The organism is Actinomycetospora sp. ABD4_176 (assembly GCF_056311855.1).
Genome location: NZ_CM149974.1, coordinates 1,573,743 through 1,595,765, shown reverse-complemented (window position 1 = coordinate 1,595,765; position 22,023 = coordinate 1,573,743). Strand labels below are relative to the sequence as shown.

Sequence of the window (22,023 nt, the reverse complement as noted above, 5' to 3'; positions counted from 1 at the left end):
CGCACCCGTACGACGCCCTCACCGCCGAGCACATGCGGGCCGGCGGGTCCTGGAAGTGGTCCACGACCGGTGACTCGCACGGCCGCGGGCTGATCGGGGCGTTCGTCGCCGAGATGGACTACCCGGTGGCCGACGCCGTCGCGGACGCGGTGCGGGCCAGCGCCGACGGGTCGCGGTTCGGCTACCTGCCCGACGACTGGGTGGCCGACATGGCCGCCGCGACCTCCGCGTTCTGGGGCGACCGCTTCGGCTGGGCGCCGGACCCGTCGCGCGTGCGCCCGGTGCCCGACGTGCTGACCGGGTTCACCGCCACCGTCCGCCACTTCACCCGCCCCGGCAGCGCGATCGTGCTGCCGACCCCGGCGTACATGCCGTTCCTGACCGTGCCGGCGATGCTCGACCGGCCGCTGGTCCAGGTGCCGATGGCGCGGACGGGCGGGCGGCTCGCGCTGGACCTCGACGCGATCGACCGCGCGTTCGCCGACGGGGCGGGCCTGCTGGTGCTGACGAACCCGCACAACCCGACCGGACGGGTGTTCGACGCCGACGAGCTCGCCGCGGTGGCCGAGGTCGTCGAGCGGCACGGGGCGCGCGTGTTCGCCGACGAGATCCACGCGCCGCTGACCTTCGGCGGCGCCCGGCACCGGCCCTACGCGACCACCTCCGCCGCGGCCGCCGGGCACACGATCACCGCGACCTCGGCGTCGAAGGCGTGGAACACCCCGGGGCTCAAGTGCGGGCAGGTGATCCTGTCGAACGACGCCGACGCCGAGCACTGGACCGCGACCGGCTACCTCGCCGAGCACGGCACCGCGACCCCCGGCGTGCTGGCGAGCACCGCGGCCTACCGCGACGCGCGCGTCTGGCTCGACGACGTGCTCGCCTACCTCGACGGCAACCGCGCCCTGCTCGCCGCGGCGGAGCTCCCCTGGATCGAGGTGACGGTGCCCGACGGCACCTACCTGGCGTGGCTCGACGCCCGGGGCCTGGGGCTCGACGAGGCGCCGTCGGCGTTCTTCACCCGCGAGGCGGGCGTCGTCATGACCGACGGCGCGGCGTGCGGCGAGGCCGGCCGCGGGGGCATGCGCCTCAACATCGCCATGGCCCGCCCCGTCCTCGCCGAGGCCCTCGACCGCATCCACTCCGCATGTGAGCACTTTCCGGGCCTATAGGCCCGGAAAGTGCTCACGAACAGCGGACACAGCAGCGGAAGGGATCCCTCCACCCGATGGTGCGCAGGACGACCTCCACCTCGCGCGCCGTCCGGCATGGCATCGTCGTGACCTCCGTCCACCCGTACGGGAGGGCCGTCGACGAGCTCATGACGGCTGCCACGCTGCGACGACGGTCGACGAACGCCGTGAGCTTGTCGGCATGCGAGAGGTAGCCGTCGAGGCGCACGATCGCCCGGCCCCTCGGCATGTCGTAGACGACGTCTTCCCGCCGGCGAAGCCCGTCGACCAGCACGGGCTCCTGACGGGTGCCGCACGGGAGGCCGTGGGCCCTCTCCACGTCCTCGCGATAGCGGAGCTCGAGCATCGAGTCGATGCCCTCGCGGAGGAGCATCACGGCATCGGCGATCGCACGGCGGTGCCGCCGCGGTCGACGGAGCATCGCGCCCTCCTCGAGCGCCGAGGCGTGGATGCGCTGCGCGACGGCGAGCTCGTGCACCAGCCGCGTCGCGTCCTGCTCGGTCGTCGCCGCCACGGCGAGGTCGAGGAGCGTGTGGACGCGGCTCGTCCGCGGTGGCTCGGCGTCGAGCGCGCCGATGTGGGCGAAGGCGCGCGAACGGTGCAGGCGGAGGCCGTCCGAACGCACCGCAGCGCTGCCGTACGCCACGGTCACGTGGACCGGCCGCTCCGGCGCCGCCGGCAACATCTTCCACAGCTCACCGGCGGTCTCGTGGCTCAGCATCGCCCCGCCGCGACAGGCGAGGAGTGCCCCGACGCGCCTCGCCTCGACGGAGATCGGGCCGTTGTGCAGGACGTACACCCCGCGATGGAGTCGTTGCCACCGGCCGGCCCGCAGCTGGGCGTCGATGCCGTCCTCGCTGAAGCCGCGGCGGAACAGCTGCTCGATGGTCACCACGTCGTGCTGATCGCGGCGGACGTTCCGCCACCAATCCAGGTCCAGGTCATCCATGCCTGTTCGACGCACAAGGGCGCGTCCTGGATCCAGGACTTCCTTCGTGAGCACTTTCCGGGCCTATAGGCCCGGAAAGTGCTCACATGAGGTCACCAGGGGAGGGCCTCCGGCGGGAGGCCCGACGCGAGCAGGGAGGCGAGGTGGTCGCCACGGCGGGTGGTGAGCTGGTCGATCTGGGTGCGGCAGGAGAACCCGTCGGCGACCACCGCGGTGTCCTCGGCGGCCCCGCGGACCCGGGGGAGCAGCACCTGCTCGCCGCAGGCCACGGACACCTCGTAGTGCTCCTGCTCGAACCCGAAGTTCCCCGCCAGCCCGCAGCACCCCGAGTCGAGCACCTCCACCTCGGCGCCCGCTCGCTGCAGGACCGCCGTCTCCGCGCCGTAGCCGCCGGTGGCGTGCTGGTGGCAGTGCTGCTGGACGATGACGTCGCGGCCGGCGAGCCCGGGCGGCGCCCAGTCCGGCGCGCGCTCGGCGAGCAGGCGGCCCAGCGTCGTCGTCGCCGCCGCGATCGCCTCCGCGCGCGGGCCGGGCAGGAGGTTCGGCGCGTCGTCGGTGAGCACCGCGGTGCAGCTGGGTTCGAGGCCGACGATCGGCATCCCGTCGCCCACCGCCGGGGCCAGCGCGTCGAGCGCGCGCCCCAGCACCCGCTTGGCGATGTCGAGCTGACCCGTCGTCACCCACGTCAGGCCGCAGCACAGCTCCTGCCCGGGCAGCCGCACCCGGAACCCGGCCGCCTCGAGCACGCGCACCGCGTCGGCGCCGGCCCGCGGGTGCAGGAACTCGGTGAACGTGTCCGGCCAGAGCAGGACCTCGCCGCGGTGACCCGACCCACGCGGACCGCGCTCGCGGTACCAGCGCGAGAACCGCGGGGTGGCGAACGACGGGATGGTGCGGCGGGTGTCGATGCCGCCGGCGCGCTTGAGCAAGCCCGCGGCCCGCGACGACGTCAGGCGGTTGACCAGCGGCGCCAGCGGTGCGGCGACGCGGGCGAGGGCGGGCAGCCAGCCCATCGACAGGTGCGAGCGAGGGCGGCGCCACTGCCGCCCCTCGTAGTGGTGGTGCAGGAACTCGGCCTTGTACGTCGCCATGTCGACGTTGACCGGGCAGTCGGACAGGCAGCCCTTGCACGCCAGGCACAGGTCGAGGGCGTCGCGGACCTCCGTCGAGCGCCAGCCGTCGCGGATGGGCGAGTCGGCGTGGCCGCGCAGCATCTCCCAGAGCAGCCGCGCGCGCCCGCGCGTGGAGTGGTGCTCCTCGCCCGTGACGCGGTAGGAGGGGCACATGACGTCCCCGTCGGTGCGCCGGCACCGCCCGACACCGATGCAGCGCTCGATCGCGCGGGTGAAGCGGCCGTCGTCGGACGGGTAGGCGAACGCCGAGGGCGGGTCGGCGGGGTCGTAGTCGGCGCCGACGTGCAGGTGCTCGTCGAGGCGGTAGGGGTGCACGACCTTGCCGGGGTTCATCCGGTGGCGCGGATCGAACAGCGCCTTCACCGACTCGAAGGCCCGCACGAGCTCGGGGCCGTACATGCGCTCGAGCAGCTCGCCGCGGGACTGGCCGTCGCCGTGCTCGCCGGAGAGCGACCCGCCGTACTTGACGCACAGGTCGGCCGAGCGCTCCATGAACGTCCGGTAGGCCGCGATCCCGGACGGCGTGCGCAGGTCGAACGGGATGCGGGTGTGGATGCAGCCGTGCCCGAAGTGGCCGTAGATCGCGGTGCCCTCGGTGAACCCGTACTCCTCGACGAGCGCGACCCACTCGGCCATGTAGTCGGCGAGGCGGTCGGTGGGCAGGGCCGCGTCCTCCCAGCCCTCGTAGTTGTCGATCCCGGTGCGCGGGTCGCGGGCGGACACCGCCAGCGCCGACTCGCGGACGGCGAAGAGCTCGGCCTGCTCGGCGGGGTCGGTGACGGTGAGGACGGAGCAGGTCCCCTCCAGCGCGGCGGCCAGCGCCCGCGCGCGCTCCCGGGCCCGGTCGGCGTCGTCGTCGCGCATCTGGGCCATCAGCCAGCTCCTGCCCGCGGGCATCGCGGCCATCGCCCGCTGGTGCACGCCCTTGGCGCGCTCGAACTCGACGATGTTGCGGTCGATGCACTCCAGGAAGTGCGGGGTGTGGGGGAGGATCGCGTCGACGCTGCGCGCGGCGGCGACGACGTCGTCGAACCCGAGCACCACCAGTGCGGTGTGGGGTGCCTCGGTGACGAGGTCGAGCTCGGCGTGCAGCACCGTGACCAGCGTCGACTCCGATCCGACCAGCGCGCGGGCGAGGTCGAAGGACGAGCCGGGCACGAGGTCGTCGAGGTTGTAGCCCGAGACGCGACGCGGGATGTCGGGGAAGCGCTCGGCGACGAGCTGGGCGTGGTCGGACGCGATCGCCCGCAGGCCCCGGTAGATCTCCGCGCGGCGCCCGCCCCCGGCCTGGATCGCCGCGTACTCCTCGTCCGACGTCGGGCCGACCCACATGCGCAGGCCGTCGTAGGTGAGCACCTCGAGGCGCCGGACGTTGTCGGCGACCTTGCCGAAGACCTGTGCGGTCGAGCCGCAGGAGTTGTTGCCGATCATCCCGCCGAGCGTGCAGCTGACGTGCGTGGCGGGCTTCGGGCCGTAGACGAGACGGCCGGGCAGGGCGGCGTTGAGGTCGTCGAGCTTGATGCCGGGCTCGACGACGCAGGTGCGCGCCTGCTCGTCCACCGACAGTAGCCGCGTGCAGTACTTCGACCAGTCGATCACCACGGCGGCGTTGCAGCACTGGCCGGCGAGGCTCGTGCCGCCGCCGCGGGACAGGACCGGCACGTCGTGCTCGCGGCAGACCGCCAGCGCCTCGACGCCGGCGTCGAGGGTGCGCGGGACGACGACGCCGACCGGGACCTGGCGGTAGTTCGAGGCGTCGACGGCGTAGGCGGCGCGGGAGCCGGCGTCGAAGCGGACCTCGCCGTCGACCCGCGCCGCGAGGTCCCGGGCCAGCGCCTCCTCGGGGCCGGACGGCGAGCTCCGCGGGCGCGGAGAGGGCAGGTCGACCGTGGCCACCGCTCGACTCTGGGCCGGGCCCCGGCGGCGCGCAACTCGCGCTCGTGAGCACTTTCCGGCCCTATAGGCCCGGAAAGTGCTCACATAGGTGCGGGAGGATGGCGCTGTGGAGACGGACGCCGAGGTGGGTGCGCTGCTGGCGAAGGTCCAGCGCGTCGCGGTGCTCGGGGTCTCCGACCGCTTCAACCGCCCCAGCTTCCGCATCGCCGCCTACCTGCTCGACCGCACCGCGTGGACGGTCGACCTGGTCAACCCGCACGTCGTCGAGACCCTCGGCCGGCTGTGCGCCCCGACCCTCGCCGACGTCCCCACCCCCGACCTCGTCGTCGTGTTCCGCGCGCCGGCGGCGTGGGACGCCGTCGTCGACGAGGCCGCCGCGGTGGGGGCGGGCGCGGTGTGGCTGCCCGGCGGGGTCGCCGACGCCGACACGACGGCCCGGACGGTCGCGCGGGCCCGGGCCGCCGGCGTCGCGGCCGTCGCCGACCGCGACGTGCGCGCGGAGCACAAGCGGTGGTGCGCGTGAGCAGCATCGTCCGCGAGCCCGGCCGGCTCGAGATCCGCGCGCCCCGCACCGCGCCCGCGGTGGCGCTCGCGACCGCCGTGGTCGGGCTCGCCGCCGGCGTGTGGCTGGTGCTCGGGGGCGGGACGGCGAGCGTGGTCGTCGGCGTCGTGCTCGTCGTCTTCTTCGGGGTCGGCGCGGTGCGGGCGGTGACGCGCCTGGTCCGGTCGCGCCCCCTGCTCGTCGCCACCGCCGAGGGCATCGACGACGGCGGGTCGATCGTCGCGGCGGGCTTCCTGCCCTGGTCGGAGCTGGGGACGATCGACGTCCTGCCCGCCCGCGGCGGCGGGATGCTCGTCATCGGGGTGCGCGACCCGGAGGCCGTGCTCGCGCGCACCACGCCCGCCCGCGCGAGGGTCGGCCGCGCCCAGGCGGGGCGCCTCGGCAGCCCGGTGGTCCTGCCGCCGACGGTGCTGCCGGTGCCCGCCGAGGAGCTCGCCGCGGACCTGCAGGCGTTGCGTCCGGAGGACGCGTGAGCGCCCACGAGCGGCGCCGGCGGGCGATGGTCGCCGCGCTGCGCCGGCAGGGGATCCGCGACGAGCGGGTCCTCGCGGCCATGGCCGAGGTGCCCCGCCACCGCTTCGTGCCCGCCCACCGGGTGCACGAGGCGTACGGGTCGGGTCCGCTGCCGATCGCGTGCGGGCAGACGATCTCGGCGCCGGCGATGGTGGCCGCGATGGCCGAGGCGCTCGGGCTGACCGGGCGCGAGCGGGTGCTCGAGGTGGGCGCGGGCAGCGGCTACGCGGCCGCGGTCCTCTCGCGCCTCGCCGCCGAGGTCGTCGCCGTCGAGTACCACCCGTCGCTGGCGGCCGCGGCCCGCGCCGCGCTCGCGGCCACCGCCCACGACGTCGACGTCCGCCACGGTGACGGGCGCCTCGGCGTCCCCGACCGCGCGCCGTTCGACGCGATCTCGGTGGCGGCGATGGCCGAGGGCGAGGTGCCCGCGGCGCTGCTCCAGCAGCTCACCGACGACGGCGTCCTCGTCTGCCCCGTCGGCCACGGCCGCCACGGCGACCTGGTCCGCATGCGCCGGGACGGCGGCGAGGAGCGGCTCATGGCGGTGTCGTTCGTGCCGCTGCTGTGAGGTGCGCTCCGCGCTCGTGAGCCTGCGCGTCAGCGCACCCGCACCAGCGCGAACGCCTCCGCGGGCAGGGTCAGCGAGCCGTCGGCGACGTCGACGCCGGAGGGGGCGGAGAGGACCTCGCGGGCCGGCACCGGCAGGGTCGCCGGCGCCCCGCCCAGGTTGACCGCCAGGCGCAGCGTCCCCCGGTGCACGACCAGGGTCCGCGCCCCCGCGTCGTGGTCGACCCGCACCGGGTCGAGGTGCGGGTCGGTGAGCTCGGGGTGGGCGCGGCGCAGGGCGATGAGCTCCCGGTAGATCCCGAGCAGGGCCACGTGGGGCTCGCGGGACGGCTCCGACCAGTCCAGCTTCGACGCCTCGAACGTCGCGTCGGCCGTCGGGTCGGGGACCTCCTCGGCGCCCCAGCCGTGCTCGGCGAACTCCTTCGTGCGCCCCTCCCGCACCGCGACCTGCAGCTCGGGGTCGGAGAAGCCGACGAAGAACGCCCACGGCGTGCGGGCACCCCACTCCTCGCCCATGAAGATCATCGGGGTGTACGGCGAGCAGAACACCAGCGCCGCCCCGCACCCCAGCAGGCCCGGGGAGAGCGTCGCCGAGAGCCGGTCGCCGCCCGCGCGGTTGCCGACCTGGTCGTGGTCCTGGAGGTAGGCCAGGAACCGGTGCCCGGGGGTACGCAGCAGGTCGACGGGACGCCCGTGGAGGCGGCCGCGGAACGTCGACCACGTGCCGGCGTGGTGGAACGGGTGGTGCAGGACCTCGGCCAGCGTGGCCAGCTCGCCGAAGTCGACGTAGTAGCCCTGGGTCTCGCCGGTGAGCGTCGAGTGCAGGGCGTGGTGGATGTCGTCGCACCACTGCGCGTCGAGGCCGTAGCCGCCGGCCTCGCGCGAGGTGATCAGCCGCGGGTCGTTGAGGTCGGACTCGGCGATCAGCGTGAGCGGCCGGCGCAGGTGGGCCGAGAGCGACGCGACGTGGTCGGCCATCTCCTCGAGCAGGTGGGTGGCGCGGGCGTCGCGCAGGGCGTGCACGGCGTCGAGGCGCAGGGCGTCGACCCCGTAGTCGCGCAGCCACATCGTGACGTTGTCGAGGATGTAGGCCCGCACGGTGTCCGAGCCGGGCCCGTCGAGGTTGAGCGAGGGCCCCCAGACGTTCTCGCCGAGGAAGTACGGCCCGAACCGGTCGAGGTAGGCCCCCGAGGGCCCGAGGTGGTTGTAGACGACGTCGAGCACCACGCCCAGGCCGCGCGCGTGGCAGGCGTCGACGAACCGGCGGAACGCGACCGGCCCGCCGTAGTTCTCGGTGACCGCGTACCAGAGGACGCCGTCGTAGCCCCAGCCGCGGGTGCCGTCGAAGGCGTTGACCGGCAGCACCTCGACGAAGTCGACGCCCAGCTCGACGAGGTGGTCGAGGCGCTCCTCCGCCGAGGCGAACGTGCCCTCGGGCGTGAAGGTCCCGACGTGCATCTCGTAGATCACCGCGCCCGGGAGGGACCGCCCGGTCCACGCGGCGTCGGCGGGGGAGGGCTCGACCTCGACCAGCCGCGACGCGGCGTGCACCCCGTGCGGCTGCCAGCGCGAGCGCGGGTCGGGCAGCGGGTCACCGCCGTCCAGCGAGAACGCGTAGTCGGTGCCCGGGCCGGCGTCGGGCACGCTCGCGTGCCACCACCCGCCGGGGCCCGACGTCATCGGCTCGGTGCGGCCGCCCGGACCATCCAGGACCAGCCCGACCGTCGTGCGGTCGGGGGCCCAGACCGCGAACTCGTGTGTCACGGGCCCGATGTGCCCGACGGGCCGGTCGCGCATGCGCACTCCCGGCCGACCATGATGGTCGGCGGGTGCGACGCCACCCACACGACACCCGCACGACAGCCCGCACGCGGGTCGACGGGGCCGCCACGGCGCAGGAGGGGGAGGCGATGAGCGCGGAGCCCCTCTCCGGCACGGCCGACCTGTTCGCCGGCGGGGGTCGCGTCGGCGCCGACATGGCACGGGTCGAGTGGTCGGCGACCCCGCTCGGCGCGCCCGACGCCTGGCCGACGCCGCTGCGGACCGTCGTGCGCCTGCTCCTGACCTCGCGCTTCTCGATGTGGATGGCGTGGGGGCCCGACCTGACGTTCTTCTACAACGACGCCTACTGGCGCGACACGCTGCAGGCCAAGCACCCGTGGGCGCTCGGCAAGCCGGCCCGTGTCGTGTGGTCGGAGATCTGGGCGGACGTCGGGCCGCGCGTGGCCTCGGTGCTCGACACCGGGGTGGCCACCTGGGACGAGGACCTCCTGCTCTTCCTCGAGCGCAGCGGCTACCCCGAGGAGACCTACCACACGTTCTCCTACAGCCCGCTCGCCGACGACGACGGCGCCGTCGCCGGGATGCTGTGCGTGGTCACCGAGACCACCGAGCGCGTCATCGGCGACCGGCGGATGGCGACGCTGCGCGACCTCGCGACGGCGATGGGCTCCGCGCGGTCGCGCGACGACGTCCTGCGGGCCGTGGAGGGCACGCTCGCCGAGAACGACCGGGACCTGCCGTTCGCGCTGGTCTACCTGCTCGACGAGGACACCGGCGCGGCGCAGCTGGCCGCGAGCACCGGCGCCGGACCCGGGTCCCCCGTCGCCCCGACCGACCTCGCGGGCGACGCGGGGCCCTGGGCGATGGCAGAGGCGGCGCCGGCGGGCGAGCCGGTGGTCGTCGACGACCTCGCCGCCCGATTCGGCGACGCGGTGCCGCGGGGCGCCTGGGAGAGGCCGGCCGAGCAGGCGGTGCTCGTCCCGCTGGCCGCCGCGCCGGGCGGCGGACCGGGCGAGGAGGAGGCGGGGCTCGCCGGGTTCCTCGTCGCCGGGGTCAACCCCCACCGGCCCTACGACGAGCGGACCGCGAGCTTCCTGCAGCTGCTCGGCGGCCAGATCAGCGCGGGGCTCGCGCACGCGGGCGGCTTCGAGGCCGAGCGCCGCCGCGCCGAGGCGCTCGCCGAGCTCGACCGCGCCAAGACCGAGTTCTTCTCGAACGTCAGCCACGAGTTCCGCACCCCACTGACCCTGATCATGGGCCCGGTCGAGGACCTGCGGGCCGCACCGGAGGTCGACCCCGAGCGCTGGCGCGCCGAGCTCGAGGTCGTGCACCGCAACGGCCGGCGCCTCGGGCGGCTGGTCAACAGCCTGCTCGACTTCTCGCGCCTCGACGCCGGGCGACGCCGGGCGCGCTTCGTGCCCACCGACCTGGGCGCCGCCACCGAGGAGCTCGCGGGGCTCTTCCGGTCGGCGATGGAGCGGGCGGGGCTGGAGTACGTGGTCGACTGCCCGCCCTCGGGGCGCCCCGTCCTGCTCGACCGGGCGGCGTGGGAGCAGATCGTGCTCAACCTCGTCTCCAACGCGCTGAAGTTCACGACGGCGGGCCGGGTGTCGGTGCGGGTCGGGACCGCCGACGACGCCGCGGTGCTCCACGTCGCCGACACCGGCGTCGGGGTGCCCGCCGACGAGCTGCCCCGGCTGTTCGAGCGCTTCCACCGGGTCGAGGGTGCGGGCGGGCGCTCGGGCGAGGGCAGCGGCATCGGGCTCGCCCTGGTCCGTGAGCTGGTCGGGCTGCACGGCGGCGAGGTCACCGCGACCAGCGAGCTCGGCGCCGGCACCACGATGACCGTCCGCCTGCCGTTCGGTCGCGCGCACCTGCCCGCCGACCGCGTCGTCGACGTGCTCGAGCCGGTGCCCGACGCCTCGAGGACGCCCGCCGGCCCGTCCGCGGACGCCGAGTCGTTCGTGGCCGAGGCGATGCGGTGGCTGCCCGAGGGCGACGAGGACGACGAGGCGCGCGAGCCCGCCGCCCGCGTCCCCGACGCGGCGCGCGGCCGCGTGCTCGTCGCCGACGACAACGCGGACATGCGCTCCTACCTGCACCGGCTGCTCGCCCCGCGCCACGCGGTGCGCCTGGTGTCCGACGGCGAGGAGGCGCTCGCCGCGGCGCTCGCCGACCCGCCCGAGCTCGTCGTCTCGGACGTCATGATGCCCCGCCGTGACGGCCTCGAGCTGCTCGCGGCCCTGCGCGCCGACGAGCGCACCGCGCGGGTCCCGGTGCTGCTGCTCTCCGCGCGGGCGGGGCAGGAGGCCGCGGTCGAGGGGCTCGCGGCCCAGGCCGACGACTACCTCGTCAAGCCCTTCACCGCCCCGGAGCTGCTGGCCCGCGTCGACGCGCACCTCCAGCTCGGCCGGGCGCGACGCCGCGCGGAGGCCCGGTTCACGGCGATGGCCGACCTCGCCCCGGCGATGATCTGGGTGGCCGACCCCGACGGCGCGCGGACCTTCCACAACACCGGCTGGCGGCGCTTCACCGGTCGCGCCGACGCCGACGACCGCGGCACCGCCTGGCTCGCCGGCGTCCATCCCGAGGACCGCCCCCGCTACCGCGCGGTGCGCGACCGCGCGATCCGGGCGGGGGAGGGCTGGGAGGCCGAGTACCGCCTGCGCCGCGGCGACGGGGCGTACCGGCGGGTCTCCGAGCACGCCGTCGCGCTGCCCGGCGACGGCGGCGTCGCGGGCTTCGTCGGCAGCTGCGTCGACGTCCACGCCCGCTGGCTGGAGGCCGAGCGCCAGCGGCTGCTCGCCCGCGTCGGGGCCGAGCTGGACCGCGAGCCGGAGGTGGTCGACCGCCTGGAGCGCCTGGTCCGCCTGCTCGTCGAGGTCGGGCTCGCCGCCCGCGCGGCCGCCCGTCCCCTCGACGACGAGGGCGGGCCCGGCGACGGCCGGGTCGCGACGCGGCCGGACGCGACCACCGACGTCGCCGCGCCCGCCGAGGCCACCGCGGTCCCGCTGTCCGCCGGCACCTTCGGCGACGGCGAGCAGCGGGCGCTGGAGCGGCGCACCGCGGTCACCGAGGCCGGCGTGCTGCACCTGCCGCTGGTGGTCCGCGACCACCCGGTCGCCCTCGTCACCCTCGAGCGCGGGGACGGCGCGCCGGGGTGGAGCGACGACGACCACGACCTCGTCGAGGAGATCGCGACCCGCGCCGCCCTGGCGCTCGACAACGCCCTGCTGCTCGCCGAGGAACGCGCCACGGCCTCGCGGCTCTCGCTGCTGCAGCGGGCCACCACCCAGCTCTCGGCCGCCGCCACCCCGGTCGAGGTCGCCGAGGTGACCGTGGGGCACCTGCGGGCGCTGTTCGGCGACGGCGCCCGGGTCGCCGTCTTCGAGTACGACCCGCGCACGGGCGCCCTCGCCCCGCTCGCCGCGGAGAACACCGAGGCGCCCGTCGTCGGCCCGGAGCGCCACGCCCCGACGCTCGTGGGCGCCGCGATCGACGGCGGGGAACCGTTGTGGCTGGTCGGGGGCGACGACGACGCCGAGAGCGACCACCAGGTGCTGCGGACCCTCATGCGCGACCGGGGCATCCGCGGCGCCATGGCGCTCCCGCTCGTGGCCGCGGGGGTCACCGGCGGGGCCATCGGGGTCGGGCTGCCCGACCGCGCCCGCATCTCGCACACCGAGCGCAGCGCCCTGGTCGCGCTCGCCGAGCCGTGCGCGATCGCGCTGGACCGGGCGCGGCTCTACCGCGCCGAGCACCAGATCGCCGACACCCTGCAGCGCAGCCTGCTACCGCAGGGCCTGCCGGCCCTCGACCGCGTCGGGCTCGCGGTGCGCTACCTGCCCGGCGCCACCGGCACCCAGGCCGGCGGTGACTGGTACGACGTCGTGGACCTCGGCGAGCACCGCGTCGCCGTCGCGGTCGGCGACGTCGTCGGACAGGGCACCGGCGCGGCCGCCGTCATGGGCCAGCTGCGCACCGCGCTCTCGGGCTACCTCCTCGCCGGGCACGGCCCCGCCGAGGCCCTCGGCCTGCTCGACGGCCTGACCTCGCGGATCCCGGGCTCGCAGGCCTCGACGGCGATGTGCCTGATCCTCGACACGGTGACCGGCGAGCTGCACCACGCCCGCGCCGGGCACCTGCCGGCCCTCCTCGCGCCGGCGGACGGATCCCCGGTGCAGTTCCTCGACGACCCCGCCGGCCACGGACCGCTGCTCGGCCTGCCGCCCGGGCTGCGCGACCACCGCGAGGCCGTGACGACGGTCGACCCCGGTTCGGTGCTGCTGCTCTACACCGACGGGCTGGTCGAGCGCCGCGGTGAGGCCCTCGACGAGGGCTTCGACCGGCTCGTGGACTCCGCCGAGCGCCACCGCGACGCCGACCCCGGCACGCTCGCGAGCGCGCTGCTCGCGGACCTCGGCCCGCGCACCGACGACGTCGCCCTCGTCGTGGCCCGCTTCGCGCCGCCGCCGCTGGAGCTCGTGCTGGCCGCGCGTCCCGACTCGCTCGCGGTCCTGCGCCGGCGCACCGCGCGCTGGGCGCGGGCCGCCGGCGTCGACGAGGGCGCGCTCGGCGACCTCCAGCTCGCCCTCGGCGAGGCGGCCACCAACGCCATCGAGCACGGCTACCGCGACGATGCCGGCTCCGGCCAGGTCGAGGTGCGTCTCGCGCGCTGCACCGACGGGTCGATCGAGGTCCGCGTGGTCGACCACGGCTCGTGGCGCCCGGTGCCCGACGACCCGGGGTTCCGCGGGCGCGGGCTCGCGCTGCTGCGCGAGGTGTCGCGCGACGCCACCGTCACGCCCGTCCCCGACGGCGGCACCCAGGTCGTCTTCCGCGTCCCGCCGGGGGAGCCCGAGGACGTCGGCGAGCCGCGGGCACCCGAGCCGCCCTCCGTCGGTCGGCCGGCGCGGATGGAGGTCCGCGACGACGAGCACGGGCGGCACGTGGTGCTGCGCGGCGACCTCGACCTCGCCGGGGTGGAGGCCTGCCGCGAGGCGGTGGACGGGGTGCTCGCCGACGTCGGGACGGTCGAGATCGACCTGCGCGACGTCGGGCACCTCGCCAGCACCGGGGTCGGCCTGGTGCTGCGCGCGCTGCAGGAGGCGCGCCGCCGCGGCGCCGTACCCCGCTTGCGGACCGCGCCGGGCAGCCCTGCCGCCCGCGTGCTCGCCCTGGCGCTGCCCGACGAGGACCGCCGGGACCGGACCTAGGCGCCCGGACGCCCCAGCCCGGCCTCGCGCGCCCGGACGATGGCCTCGGCCCGGTCGGCGACGTGCAGCTTCGTGAAGATCGCCGAGACGATGTTGCGCACGGTCTTGGGCGACAGGAACAGCGCCGACGCGATCTGGGGGTTCGCCCGCCCGGCGGCGACGAGGTCGAGGACCTCGCGCTCGCGGGCGGTGAGCTCGGGGAACACGTCGACCGTCGCCCGACGCGGCGCGAGGAAATCGACGACCCGGCGGGCGAGCGCCGGGCCGAAGATCGCGTCGCCCTCGGCCACCGCGGTCACCGCCCGCACGATCTCGTCCTTCGTCGCGCCCTTGAGCAGGTAGCCGCGGGCCCCGGCGCGCAGGGCGGCGAAGACGGTCTCGTCCTCCTCGCTCATCGTCAGCACCACGACGCCGACCGCGGGGTCGGCGTCGACGATCTTCCGGGTCGCGGCGATCCCGTCGAGCTCGGGCATGCGGACGTCCAGCACCACGACGTCGGGGCGCAGGGCCGCCACCGTCTCGACGGCCGCCGCCCCGTCGGTCGCCGTGCCGACCACGTCGAGGCCGTCGACCGTGGCGAGCAGCCCCGCCAGGCCGTCGAGGTAGACGGGGTGGTCGTCGGCGAGGACGACGCGGATGTCGCTCACGGGCCCTCCAGGGGGATCGCGGCGGTCACGACGGTGCCGCCGTCGGGTGGGCAGGACACGCTCGTGTGGCCGCCGAGCTCGGCGGCGCGCTCGCGAAGCGACAGCGTCCCGACCCCGGCGACGACGTCGGCGCCCATGCCGCGCCCGTCGTCGGTGACGGTGACGACGAGCCGTCCGGGCCGGCGGTCGAGGACGACGGTGGCCCGGCTCGCGCCGGCGTGGCGGACGACGTTGGTCATCGCCTCCGAGGCGATGCGGAAGGCGGCGACCTCGACGGCGGCGGGCAGCTCGCCCGGCTCGCCCTCGACGCCGATCTCGAGGCCGTCGCCCGAGAGCCGCCGGGCCTGGGCGCGCAGGGCGCCGGAGAGCCCGAGCTCGTCGAGGGCGGGCGGGCGCAGGTCGTGGACGAGCCGGCGGACGTCGGCGAGCAGGGCGCCGACGTCGGCGACGGCCTGCGCGAGCACCCCGTCGGCGGCCGCCGGGTCCTTCGTCGCGAGGCCGCGGGCGGTCTCGATCCGCAGCGTCACCGCGCCGAGGCCGGGGCCGACGCTGTCGTGCAGGTCGCGGCGCAGCCGCCGGCGCTCCTCCTCGCGGGCGGTGACGAGGTCGACCCGGGCCTGCTGCAGCGACGCCGACAGCGCGCCGGCCCGGGCGGCGCCCGCGGCCTGGCGGAGCAGGTCGCCGAGCAGGCGCTGGTCGGCGTCCGAGAGCCGCCGCCCCTCCGCGACCGCGACCCGGCCGATCGTCTCGTCGCGGTAGCGGATCGGGAGGGCGACGGTCGGGCGGTCGGTGTGCCCGTGCTCGACGACGGCCCGCGCACCGTCGGCGCGGTCGATCTCGACGCGGACGTAGGGCAGCCGGAACGCCTCGGCCACCGAGCGGGCCAGCGCGGCGAGCTGCTCGCCCGGCGCGGCCGCGGTCTCCAGCCGCCCGGCGAGGGTGGCGACGGCGGCGTAGGGGTCGTCGCGGGAGCCGCGGGTCAGGCGACGCGCGGCGCGCCAGAGGCGGCTGCGCAGCGGCGTGTAGAGCACGGCGACGACGGCCACGGCGAGCAGGCCTGCGTCGCGGCCGCCGAACGCCGTCCCCGCGACCAGCAGGACCAGCCCGTCGACCGCGAGCACGAGCACGCCGAGGGCGAGGGCGACGACGGTCGTCGGCAGCAGCCGGTCGATCTCGTAGAGGCGGTGGCGGGTGATCGCGACGACGACGGCGCAGCTCGTCACGGCGATGCTGACGATCAGCCCGACCATGAGCCACGCGGGCGGCAGGAGCTGGACGACGGCCAGCGCGACCGCCGAGACCGCGCCGGCCCACACCAGCCAGCGCATCTGCAGGCGACGCTGCCCCCGTGCGAGGCGGTACCGGGCGGCCACGACCGCCAGCGCCAGGAGGAGACCGACCGCGGGGAGGTGGCGGGCCACGGCGAACACCGTCGGCCAGACCGGCAGGTCCACGGTCAGCTGGTCGAAGGGCAGGGCCGCGATGGGCGCCGGGGTGGCGCCCCCGGAGAAGGCACGGGCGACGCCGGCCGGCGCGAGCACGGCCACGATCGGCATCACCGCCGTCGTCGCGACCGCGGCCACCGCGACGGCCCGCCAGGCCCGGGGGCGCGGCCACCGGCCGTCGGGGAAGAGCACCATCAGCAGGGGCAGACCGACGACCGCGACGGCCCCCCAGCGGTAGCCGAGGTGGAGACCGAGGACGGCCCCCGGGAGCTCGGGGTGCCGGTAGACGACGTACACCATCCACGCCGAGGCGAGCCCGCCGATCAGCCACACGACCCCGGAGACGACGAGCACCCAGGCGATCGGGTGGCGGGGACGGTCCCGCAGCACCAGCAGACCCGGGAGCAGCTGGGCGACGCCCGCCACCGCGTTCGGCCACCCGGCGGCGGTGTCGATCGACCGCGGGAGCGTGAGACCGCGTCCCGCGACGTCGAGGGCGACGGCGAGCGTGACGAGCAGGACGGCCAGGGCGCCGGCCAGCACGAGCACCGCCGCGCGCCGGCGAGACGGCGCCCGGTCCGGGCCGGCGGCCGGCGGCGGGTCGGCGGCGCCGCCGGCGGCGTCCCCGCACGTGTCGACGGTGGTCGGGGGCGCCGTCGGGGGGTGCGTCTGCGACTCGCCGACCCGCGTGGCCATGACGTGATCGTCGCAGGTCGGGCCCGCGCTGTCGGGGGTCTCGCGTCCCGCCGGTGTCCCGGGTGCTCGGGACACGGTCGGGACCGGGACGGGGCGCGCGGCCCTGGGGCGGGGGACCGGTCCCGGCGCACAGTTCTCCCCGTGCAGGCCGAGAGCCGCCGGAGCCCGAGTCACGCGGCTCGCCGGACCAACAGACCCCCCTTCGACCACTTCTCCCGGGAGCCCGCCATGACCAGCATCCGCACCACCCCCGCCCGTGTCCGGACCGACGCCGCCCCCGCCGCCGCCCCCGCCGCCGCCCCCGCCGCCGCCACCGACTCGACCGAGGCGGTCCCGGCGGTCTCCGCTCCTGGCTCCGGGAGCCCCGGGGTGCGGCCCGGCACCCTGCGGCTCCTCGGCGCCGGCCTCGCCGTCGGCGCCGCGGTCTACGGGCTCTGCTGGCTCCTCCTCGCGACCCCCGAGGGCGGCTTCGTCGTCGACCTGGCCGGCATCGCCCTCCAGCTCGGCGTGTTCTGCCTGCTCGCCGCCCTGTGGGTCACGCGCGGCACCGGCACCGGGCGAGTCGGCCGCGGCCTGCTCGTGGTCGAGGCCGTCGTGCTCGGGGTCGCGACGATCCAGTCGGCCTTCGCCGCGAGTGCGGGGGGCGGCGAGTGGGGCACGGTCGCCACGGTCCTCGACCCGGCCTGGCCGCTGTCGATGCTCGGGATGGTCGTCGTCGGCATCACCGTCGCCGTGGTCGGACGCTGGCACGGCATCCTGCGGGTGTGGGCGCCGATCGCCGGGTCGTGGCTGCTCGTCGGTGCGGCCAGCATGGCCCTCGGCCCGGAGCTGGGCTTCGTCGTCGCCGGCGCCCACTTCCTCGTCGGCTACGCGACCCTCGGCGTCCTGCTGGCCGTGCGCCCCGACCTGACCCGGCGCTGACGGCTCGCCCGGGTCCGGCCGTCCCGACCGGCCCCGACCGGAGGGCCCCTCCGCTCGAGTGGATCGAGCGGAGGGGCCCTTCGCTCATCTCACGTTCCCGCCCGACCGGTCAGGGGCAACCGGTCGGCATGGAGTACCGCACTCTCGGACGGTCGGGCCTGCGGGTCTCGACGATGACCATGGGCACGATGACGTTCGGCGGGAAGGGAGGGTTCTCCACGCTCGGCAGCACCGACGTCGAGGGCGCCACCCGCCAGATCGACCTCTGCGTCGACCACGGCGTCAACCTCGTCGACACCGCGGACATGTACTCCGCGGGCGTGTCCGAGGAGATCGTCGGGCAGGCGACGAAGAACCACCGCGACGACCTGCTGATCGCCACCAAGTGCCGCTTCCCGATGAGCGACGACCCCAACGACGCCGGCGCCTCGCGCCAGCACATCGTGCGCAGCGTCGAGGACAGCCTGCGCCGCCTCGACGTCTCGCACATCGACCTCTACCAGCTGCACGGGTGGGACGGCGTCACGCCGCTCGAGGAGACCCTCGAGGCCCTGGACACGCTGGTCTCCAAGGGCAAGATCCGCTACATCGGCTGCTCGAACTACTCGGCCTGGCACATCATGAAGGCCCTCGGGGTGTCCGAGCGTGACGAGTACCAGCGCTTCGTCTCCCAGCAGATCCACTACACGCTGCAGGCGCGCGAGGCCGAGAACGAGCTGGTCCCGGTGTCGATCGACCAGGGCCTCGGCATCCTCGTCTGGAGCCCGATCGCGGGCGGCCTGCTCTCGGGCAAGTTCCGCCGCGGCCAGGACGACCCGGAGACCTCGCGCCACCTCGGCGAGTGGTCCGAGCCGCCGGTCCACGACCGCGAGCGGCTCTACGACATCATCGAGGTCGCCGCGGAGATCGGCGGCGCGCACGGCGTCTCGGTGGCGCAGGTGGCCAACGCGTGGCTGCTGCGCAAGCCCGGGGTCACGTCGCTCGTCATCGGCGCGCGGACCGAGGAGCAGCTCGCCGACAACCTCGCCGCCGCCGAGCTCGCGCTCACCGACGAGGACGTGCGCCGCCTCGACGAGGTGTCGGCGACGCCGCTGCTCTACCCCTACTGGCACCAGAAGAACACCATCACCGACCGGCTCTCGCCGGCGGACGCGACGCTGCTGGGCTGAGCGCCTCTCCCGGCCGTGGTGCCGGCCCGACCCGCGCGGGAAGGGACGGCACCACGCCCGCGTCGTCGGTGCACGAGCGGCGCGCCCCCTGATCGGGGTCACACTCCGCGATCGTCCATCCTGTGCGGGCGACGAGGAGGGAGGCGCCGGTGCCCGGTCGACGCACGGCGAAGGCCGTCCAGCACGAGGAGAACAAGCGCACGATCGTCGAGCTGACCGCGTGGATCACGGTGGCCGCGGCGATGCTCGTGGTGGCGCTGCACGCCGGCATCTCCGCGTCGTCGACCGCCGCCGACGTCCCGCGGGTCACCACCGCCGAGTACCGCTGAGTGGCGCGTGATCGAGCTCTGGAACATCTCGCGGGCGCTCGGCCTCGTCGCGCTCCTGCTCCTGGGCGTCGTGCTCGCGCTCGGCGCGCTGCACAACACCTCGCTGAGCACGCTGCTCGGCCAGGCGCTGCCGCGGTTCGTGCTCGTCGCGCTGCACCGCAACCTCGCCCTGATCACCGTGGTGTTCGTGGCGCTGCACGTCGTGACGGTGCTGATCACGCCGTACCTGCCGCTGCGCTGGTACCACGTCGTGGTGCCCGGGACGGCGTCGTTCAACCCGTGGCCGGTGGGGATGGGGGCCCTCGCGCTCGACCTGCTGCTCGCCGTGGTGATCTCGTCGAGCCTGCGGAAGTACCTGTCCAAGCGGGCCTGGCTCGTCGTGCACTGGACGTCGTACGTCTGCTTCCCCGTGGCCGTCGCGCACGCCGTCGCCAACGCCTCGCTGCGGGGTGGGACGTGGTGGACGCTCGTCGTGCCGCTGGTCGCGACGGCGCTGGTCGTCGCCGCCCTGCTCCACCGCCGCGCCGCGCGCCGGCGTCCCGCGTCGGTGCCGCTCGCCGACCGCGGCCGCACCGACCCCGCCGAGGCCCGCAAGGCCGCCGACCACGCCACCGGCGCCCAGCCCGTGGTGGGCGGCGAGGAGCCGGCGGGCGAGGACGCGGCGGGCGAGGACGCAGCGAACGCGCTGTTCGCTGCTTCTACGCGCACGAACGCCCCGTTCGCGGCGCCCGCGGCGAGCGACGCGGGCGAGGACGAGGGCGCGGCCGGGCGGGGCGAGGTCCTCGAGATGCGCGTCGTGCCCCGACCCTCCGAGGACACCGGCGTTGCGGCGGGAGCTGGACGGCACGCCCGCCACGCCGCCGACCCCGAGGACGACGCCAGCGCCGAGGCGCGGACCGACACCCTCGGTGGTCCCGAGGCCCCGACCGTCGCCCTGCCACCGCGCCCTCGCCGGCGGTGACCGGGTCCCGGGCGCGGCGCGGGCGCGCGAACGGGGAGTTCGGGCGCCTAGAAGCAGCGAGTTCAGGGGAGCACGCCGATAGGGCGTTCGCTGTGCCAACCCGCGAGCCTCAGCGCGGGTCGACCACGTCGCCCACGTCGCCCGCGCCGGCGGTGTCGGCGGTGTCGACGGTGTCGGCGGTGGTCTGCTCCGCGCGCATGCGCTCGAGCTCGCCGATGAGGGTCTTGGCGTCGTAGGGCCCGAGGTGGCGCTGGGGCACGGCGTCGCCGGCGGCGAGGTAGAACGTCGGCGTGCCGGGCAGGTCGCTGCTGCCGGCGTCGATCGCGTCGTCGGCAACGTGGTTGTGCGGGCCGCCGTCGCGCAGGTCCTCCTCGATGCGGTCGACGTCGAGGCCGAGCTCGGCGCAGTAGCGCAGGAGGTCCTCGTGCTCGAGCGCGTCGGCGTTCGCGAAGAACCGGTCGTGGACGTCCCAGAACCGCCCCTGCGCGGCCGCGGCCTCGGCGACCTCCGCGGCGTCGCGGGCGTGGGGGTGGAACTCCTCGAGCGGGAAGTGGCGGAACACGTAGCGCATCTCGTCGCCGAAGTGCTCGCGGACCTGGCGGATGTTGCCGGTCGCCTTGCCGCAGAAGGGGCACTCGAAGTCGCCGTACTCGACGATCGTCAGCGGCGCGTCGGCGGGGCCGCGGACGTGGTCGCGGTGCACGTCGACGGGGCGCAGCAGGTCGCGCGAGGGCCCCTCGGGCAGCGACGACCGGCCCGCGCGGAACACCAGCGCCCCCAGCCCGAGCGCGAGCAGCGACGCGGCGAGCACGCCGACGCGGGCCTGGTCGGCGAGGGCCTCGTCGTCGAGGGCGAGGTCGACGATGAACAGCGAGATGGTGAACCCGATGCCCGAGAGCGCCGCGCCGCCGGCGATCTGCGGCACCGTCAGCCCGGGGGCGAGGCTGCCGGGACGCAGCCGGTGCAGGATCGCGGTGGCGCCGGTGATGCCGACGAACTTGCCGGCCACCAGACCGAGCACGACGCCCCAGGTCAGCGGGGAGGTCGCGGCCGTGCGCAGCGTCTCGGCGGTCAGGGGCACGCCGGCGTTGGCCAGCGCGAACACCGGCACGATGATGAACGCGCTGTAGGGCTGCCAGAGCCGCATGAGCCGCTCGTTGACCGACACCGCGCGCTCCAGCCCCAGCCGGGCGCTCCGCGCGTACTCCGGGTTCGGTGACTGGCGGAAGGCCCGGGCAAGCGCCGCCGCCCGTTCGACCTCCCGGCGCTTCGGCGGGTACACCGGCAGCAGCAGGGCGATGAGCACCCCGGCGAGGGTCGCGTGCACGCCGGACTCGTAGAGGGCCACCCACGTCACCAGGGAGACGACCAGGTAGCCGCCGCCGCGCCAGACCCGCAGCCGTCGCAGCTGCCAGATCAGGAGCAGCCCGCCGACCGCGACGAGCAGCGGGACGATGTTCAGCTCGTCGGTGTAGACGAGCGCGATGATCGCCAACGCGCCGATGTCGTCGGCGACCGCGAGCGTGAGCAGGAAGATCCGGAGCCGCTCGGCCCGGCCGGGAGCGATCACCGCCAGCGCCCCGAGCAGGAACGCCGTGTCGGTGGAGATCACGACGCCCCAGGCGGCGGCCTCGGGTCCCGACGGGTTGAGCAGCAGGAAGAGCACCGCGGGCAGCGCGAGGCCGGCGACGGCGGCGGTGAGCGGGACCGCCGCCTTCGACCGGTCCCGCAGCTCGCCGAGCGCGAACTCGCGCTTGACCTCCAGACCGACGACGAAGAAGAACAGCGCCATGAGGCCGTCGTTGACCCAGTGCTGCAGGTCGAGGTCGATCGACGTCCCGCCGAACGAGATCGCCAGGTGCGTGTGCCAGAACGCGTCGTACGTCGCGCCCCACGGCGAGTTCGCCCAGAGCAGCGCGATCACGGTCGCGCCGAGCATGAACACTGCCGCGAGCGACTCGCTCGAGTCGCCGCGCCGGGCCTCCGCGATCCGCTCGAGGACGCCGTGCCACCGTGGACGGTTCTCCGTCACGTCGGTCATGCG

15 protein-coding genes are annotated in these 22,023 nt (G+C 75.8%); 9 read left to right on the top strand and 6 right to left on the bottom strand.

Features of this window, described 5'->3' with window-relative positions; all coding sequences use genetic code 11:
- The first annotated feature begins 32 nt into the window (after nucleotides 1-32).
- Nucleotides 33-1,172, top strand: a complete 1,140-nt coding sequence (locus ACYX4T_RS07760; protein WP_476013975.1) for a MalY/PatB family protein — start codon at nucleotides 33-35, stop codon at nucleotides 1,170-1,172.
- A gap of 13 nt (nucleotides 1,173-1,185) precedes the next feature.
- Here the strand turns inward: ACYX4T_RS07760 and ACYX4T_RS07755 are convergent, their stop codons facing one another.
- A complete protein-coding gene (locus ACYX4T_RS07755) occupies nucleotides 1,186-2,142 on the bottom strand; it encodes a type IV toxin-antitoxin system AbiEi family antitoxin domain-containing protein (RefSeq protein WP_476013974.1) in 957 nt (318 codons plus the stop codon).
- A 92-nt stretch (nucleotides 2,143-2,234) separates the two neighbouring features.
- Nucleotides 2,235-5,171, bottom strand: coding sequence for an FAD-binding and (Fe-S)-binding domain-containing protein (locus ACYX4T_RS07750; RefSeq protein WP_476013973.1), 2,937 nt, complete (start codon nucleotides 5,169-5,171; stop codon nucleotides 2,235-2,237).
- Nucleotides 5,172-5,277: 106 nt separating this feature from the next.
- Here ACYX4T_RS07750 and ACYX4T_RS07745 point away from each other — a divergent pair, with 106 nt between their 5' ends.
- The 3 genes from ACYX4T_RS07745 to ACYX4T_RS07735 are packed head-to-tail and all read left to right on the top strand — an operon-like array spanning nucleotide 5,278 to nucleotide 6,814.
- Entirely contained in the window at nucleotides 5,278-5,694 is a 417-nt protein-coding gene (locus ACYX4T_RS07745; protein WP_476013972.1) for a CoA-binding protein, read from the top strand.
- Entirely contained in the window at nucleotides 5,691-6,206 is a 516-nt protein-coding gene (locus ACYX4T_RS07740) for an STM3941 family protein (protein ID WP_476013971.1), read from the top strand. Before ACYX4T_RS07745 ends, ACYX4T_RS07740 begins: the two co-directional genes overlap by 4 nt.
- Nucleotides 6,203-6,814 (top strand): protein-L-isoaspartate(D-aspartate) O-methyltransferase, encoded by a 612-nt coding sequence (locus tag ACYX4T_RS07735; RefSeq protein ID WP_476013970.1) that lies wholly within the window; start codon nucleotides 6,203-6,205, stop codon nucleotides 6,812-6,814. Before ACYX4T_RS07740 ends, ACYX4T_RS07735 begins: the two co-directional genes overlap by 4 nt.
- A 29-nt stretch (nucleotides 6,815-6,843) precedes the next feature.
- Here the strand turns inward: ACYX4T_RS07735 and treZ are convergent, their stop codons facing one another.
- Nucleotides 6,844-8,610, bottom strand: coding sequence for a malto-oligosyltrehalose trehalohydrolase (gene treZ / locus ACYX4T_RS07730; protein WP_476013969.1), 1,767 nt, complete (start codon nucleotides 8,608-8,610; stop codon nucleotides 6,844-6,846).
- A gap of 113 nt (nucleotides 8,611-8,723) precedes the next feature.
- Between treZ and ACYX4T_RS07725 the strand changes: the two genes are divergently transcribed.
- Nucleotides 8,724-13,811 carry a SpoIIE family protein phosphatase gene (locus tag ACYX4T_RS07725; protein ID WP_476013968.1) on the top strand — a complete coding sequence of 1,696 codons (5,088 nt, stop codon included), beginning with the start codon at nucleotides 8,724-8,726 and terminating at the stop codon, nucleotides 13,809-13,811.
- Here the strand turns inward: ACYX4T_RS07725 and ACYX4T_RS07720 are convergent.
- Nucleotides 13,808-14,458, bottom strand: coding sequence for a response regulator transcription factor (locus ACYX4T_RS07720; protein ID WP_476013967.1), 651 nt, complete (start codon nucleotides 14,456-14,458; stop codon nucleotides 13,808-13,810). The genes ACYX4T_RS07725 and ACYX4T_RS07720 overlap by 4 nt on opposite strands.
- Nucleotides 14,455-16,599, bottom strand: coding sequence for a sensor histidine kinase (locus ACYX4T_RS07715; protein WP_476013966.1), 2,145 nt, complete (start codon nucleotides 16,597-16,599; stop codon nucleotides 14,455-14,457). Before ACYX4T_RS07715 ends, ACYX4T_RS07720 begins: the two co-directional genes overlap by 4 nt.
- A gap of 228 nt (nucleotides 16,600-16,827) precedes the next feature.
- Here ACYX4T_RS07715 and ACYX4T_RS07710 point away from each other — a divergent pair, with 228 nt between their 5' ends.
- From ACYX4T_RS07710 to ACYX4T_RS07695, 4 genes are all read left to right on the top strand, one after another.
- Nucleotides 16,828-17,520, top strand: a complete 693-nt coding sequence (locus tag ACYX4T_RS07710) for a hypothetical protein (protein WP_476013965.1) — start codon at nucleotides 16,828-16,830, stop codon at nucleotides 17,518-17,520.
- Nucleotides 17,521-17,648: 128 nt separating this feature from the next.
- On the top strand, nucleotides 17,649-18,689 hold the full coding sequence (locus ACYX4T_RS07705) for an aldo/keto reductase (RefSeq protein ID WP_476013964.1): 1,041 nt from the start codon (nucleotides 17,649-17,651) through the stop codon (nucleotides 18,687-18,689).
- Between the two features lie 149 nt (nucleotides 18,690-18,838).
- On the top strand, nucleotides 18,839-19,018 hold the full coding sequence (locus ACYX4T_RS07700) for a hypothetical protein (RefSeq protein ID WP_274199534.1): 180 nt from the start codon (nucleotides 18,839-18,841) through the stop codon (nucleotides 19,016-19,018).
- A gap of 7 nt (nucleotides 19,019-19,025) precedes the next feature.
- Nucleotides 19,026-19,979 (top strand): ferric reductase-like transmembrane domain-containing protein, encoded by a 954-nt coding sequence (locus ACYX4T_RS07695; RefSeq protein WP_476013963.1) that lies wholly within the window; start codon nucleotides 19,026-19,028, stop codon nucleotides 19,977-19,979.
- Between the two features lie 109 nt (nucleotides 19,980-20,088).
- Here ACYX4T_RS07695 and nhaA read toward each other — a convergent pair whose 3' ends face one another.
- Nucleotides 20,089-22,020 (bottom strand): Na+/H+ antiporter NhaA, encoded by a 1,932-nt coding sequence (gene nhaA / locus ACYX4T_RS07690; protein WP_476013962.1) that lies wholly within the window; start codon nucleotides 22,018-22,020, stop codon nucleotides 20,089-20,091.
- Between the last annotated feature and the right edge of the window lie 3 nt (nucleotides 22,021-22,023).

Bases quoted from the DNA above. Each gene is read 5' to 3' on its own strand.
- ACYX4T_RS07710 (WP_476013965.1), top strand. From the start codon at position 16,828: ATGACCAGCATCCGCACCACCCCCGCCCGTGTCCGGACCGACGCCGCC.
- ACYX4T_RS07725 (WP_476013968.1), top strand. From the start codon at position 8,724: ATGAGCGCGGAGCCCCTCTCCGGCACGGCCGACCTGTTCGCCGGCGGG.
- ACYX4T_RS07760 (WP_476013975.1), top strand. From the start codon at position 33: ATGCGGGCCGGCGGGTCCTGGAAGTGGTCCACGACCGGTGACTCGCAC.
- ACYX4T_RS07715 (WP_476013966.1), bottom strand. From the start codon at position 16,599: ATGGCCACGCGGGTCGGCGAGTCGCAGACGCACCCCCCGACGGCGCCC.
- ACYX4T_RS07755 (WP_476013974.1), bottom strand. From the start codon at position 2,142: ATGGATGACCTGGACCTGGATTGGTGGCGGAACGTCCGCCGCGATCAG.
- treZ (WP_476013969.1), bottom strand. From the start codon at position 8,610: ATGCGCGACCGGCCCGTCGGGCACATCGGGCCCGTGACACACGAGTTC.
- ACYX4T_RS07705 (WP_476013964.1), top strand. From the start codon at position 17,649: ATGGAGTACCGCACTCTCGGACGGTCGGGCCTGCGGGTCTCGACGATG.
- nhaA (WP_476013962.1), bottom strand. From the start codon at position 22,020: ATGACCGACGTGACGGAGAACCGTCCACGGTGGCACGGCGTCCTCGAG.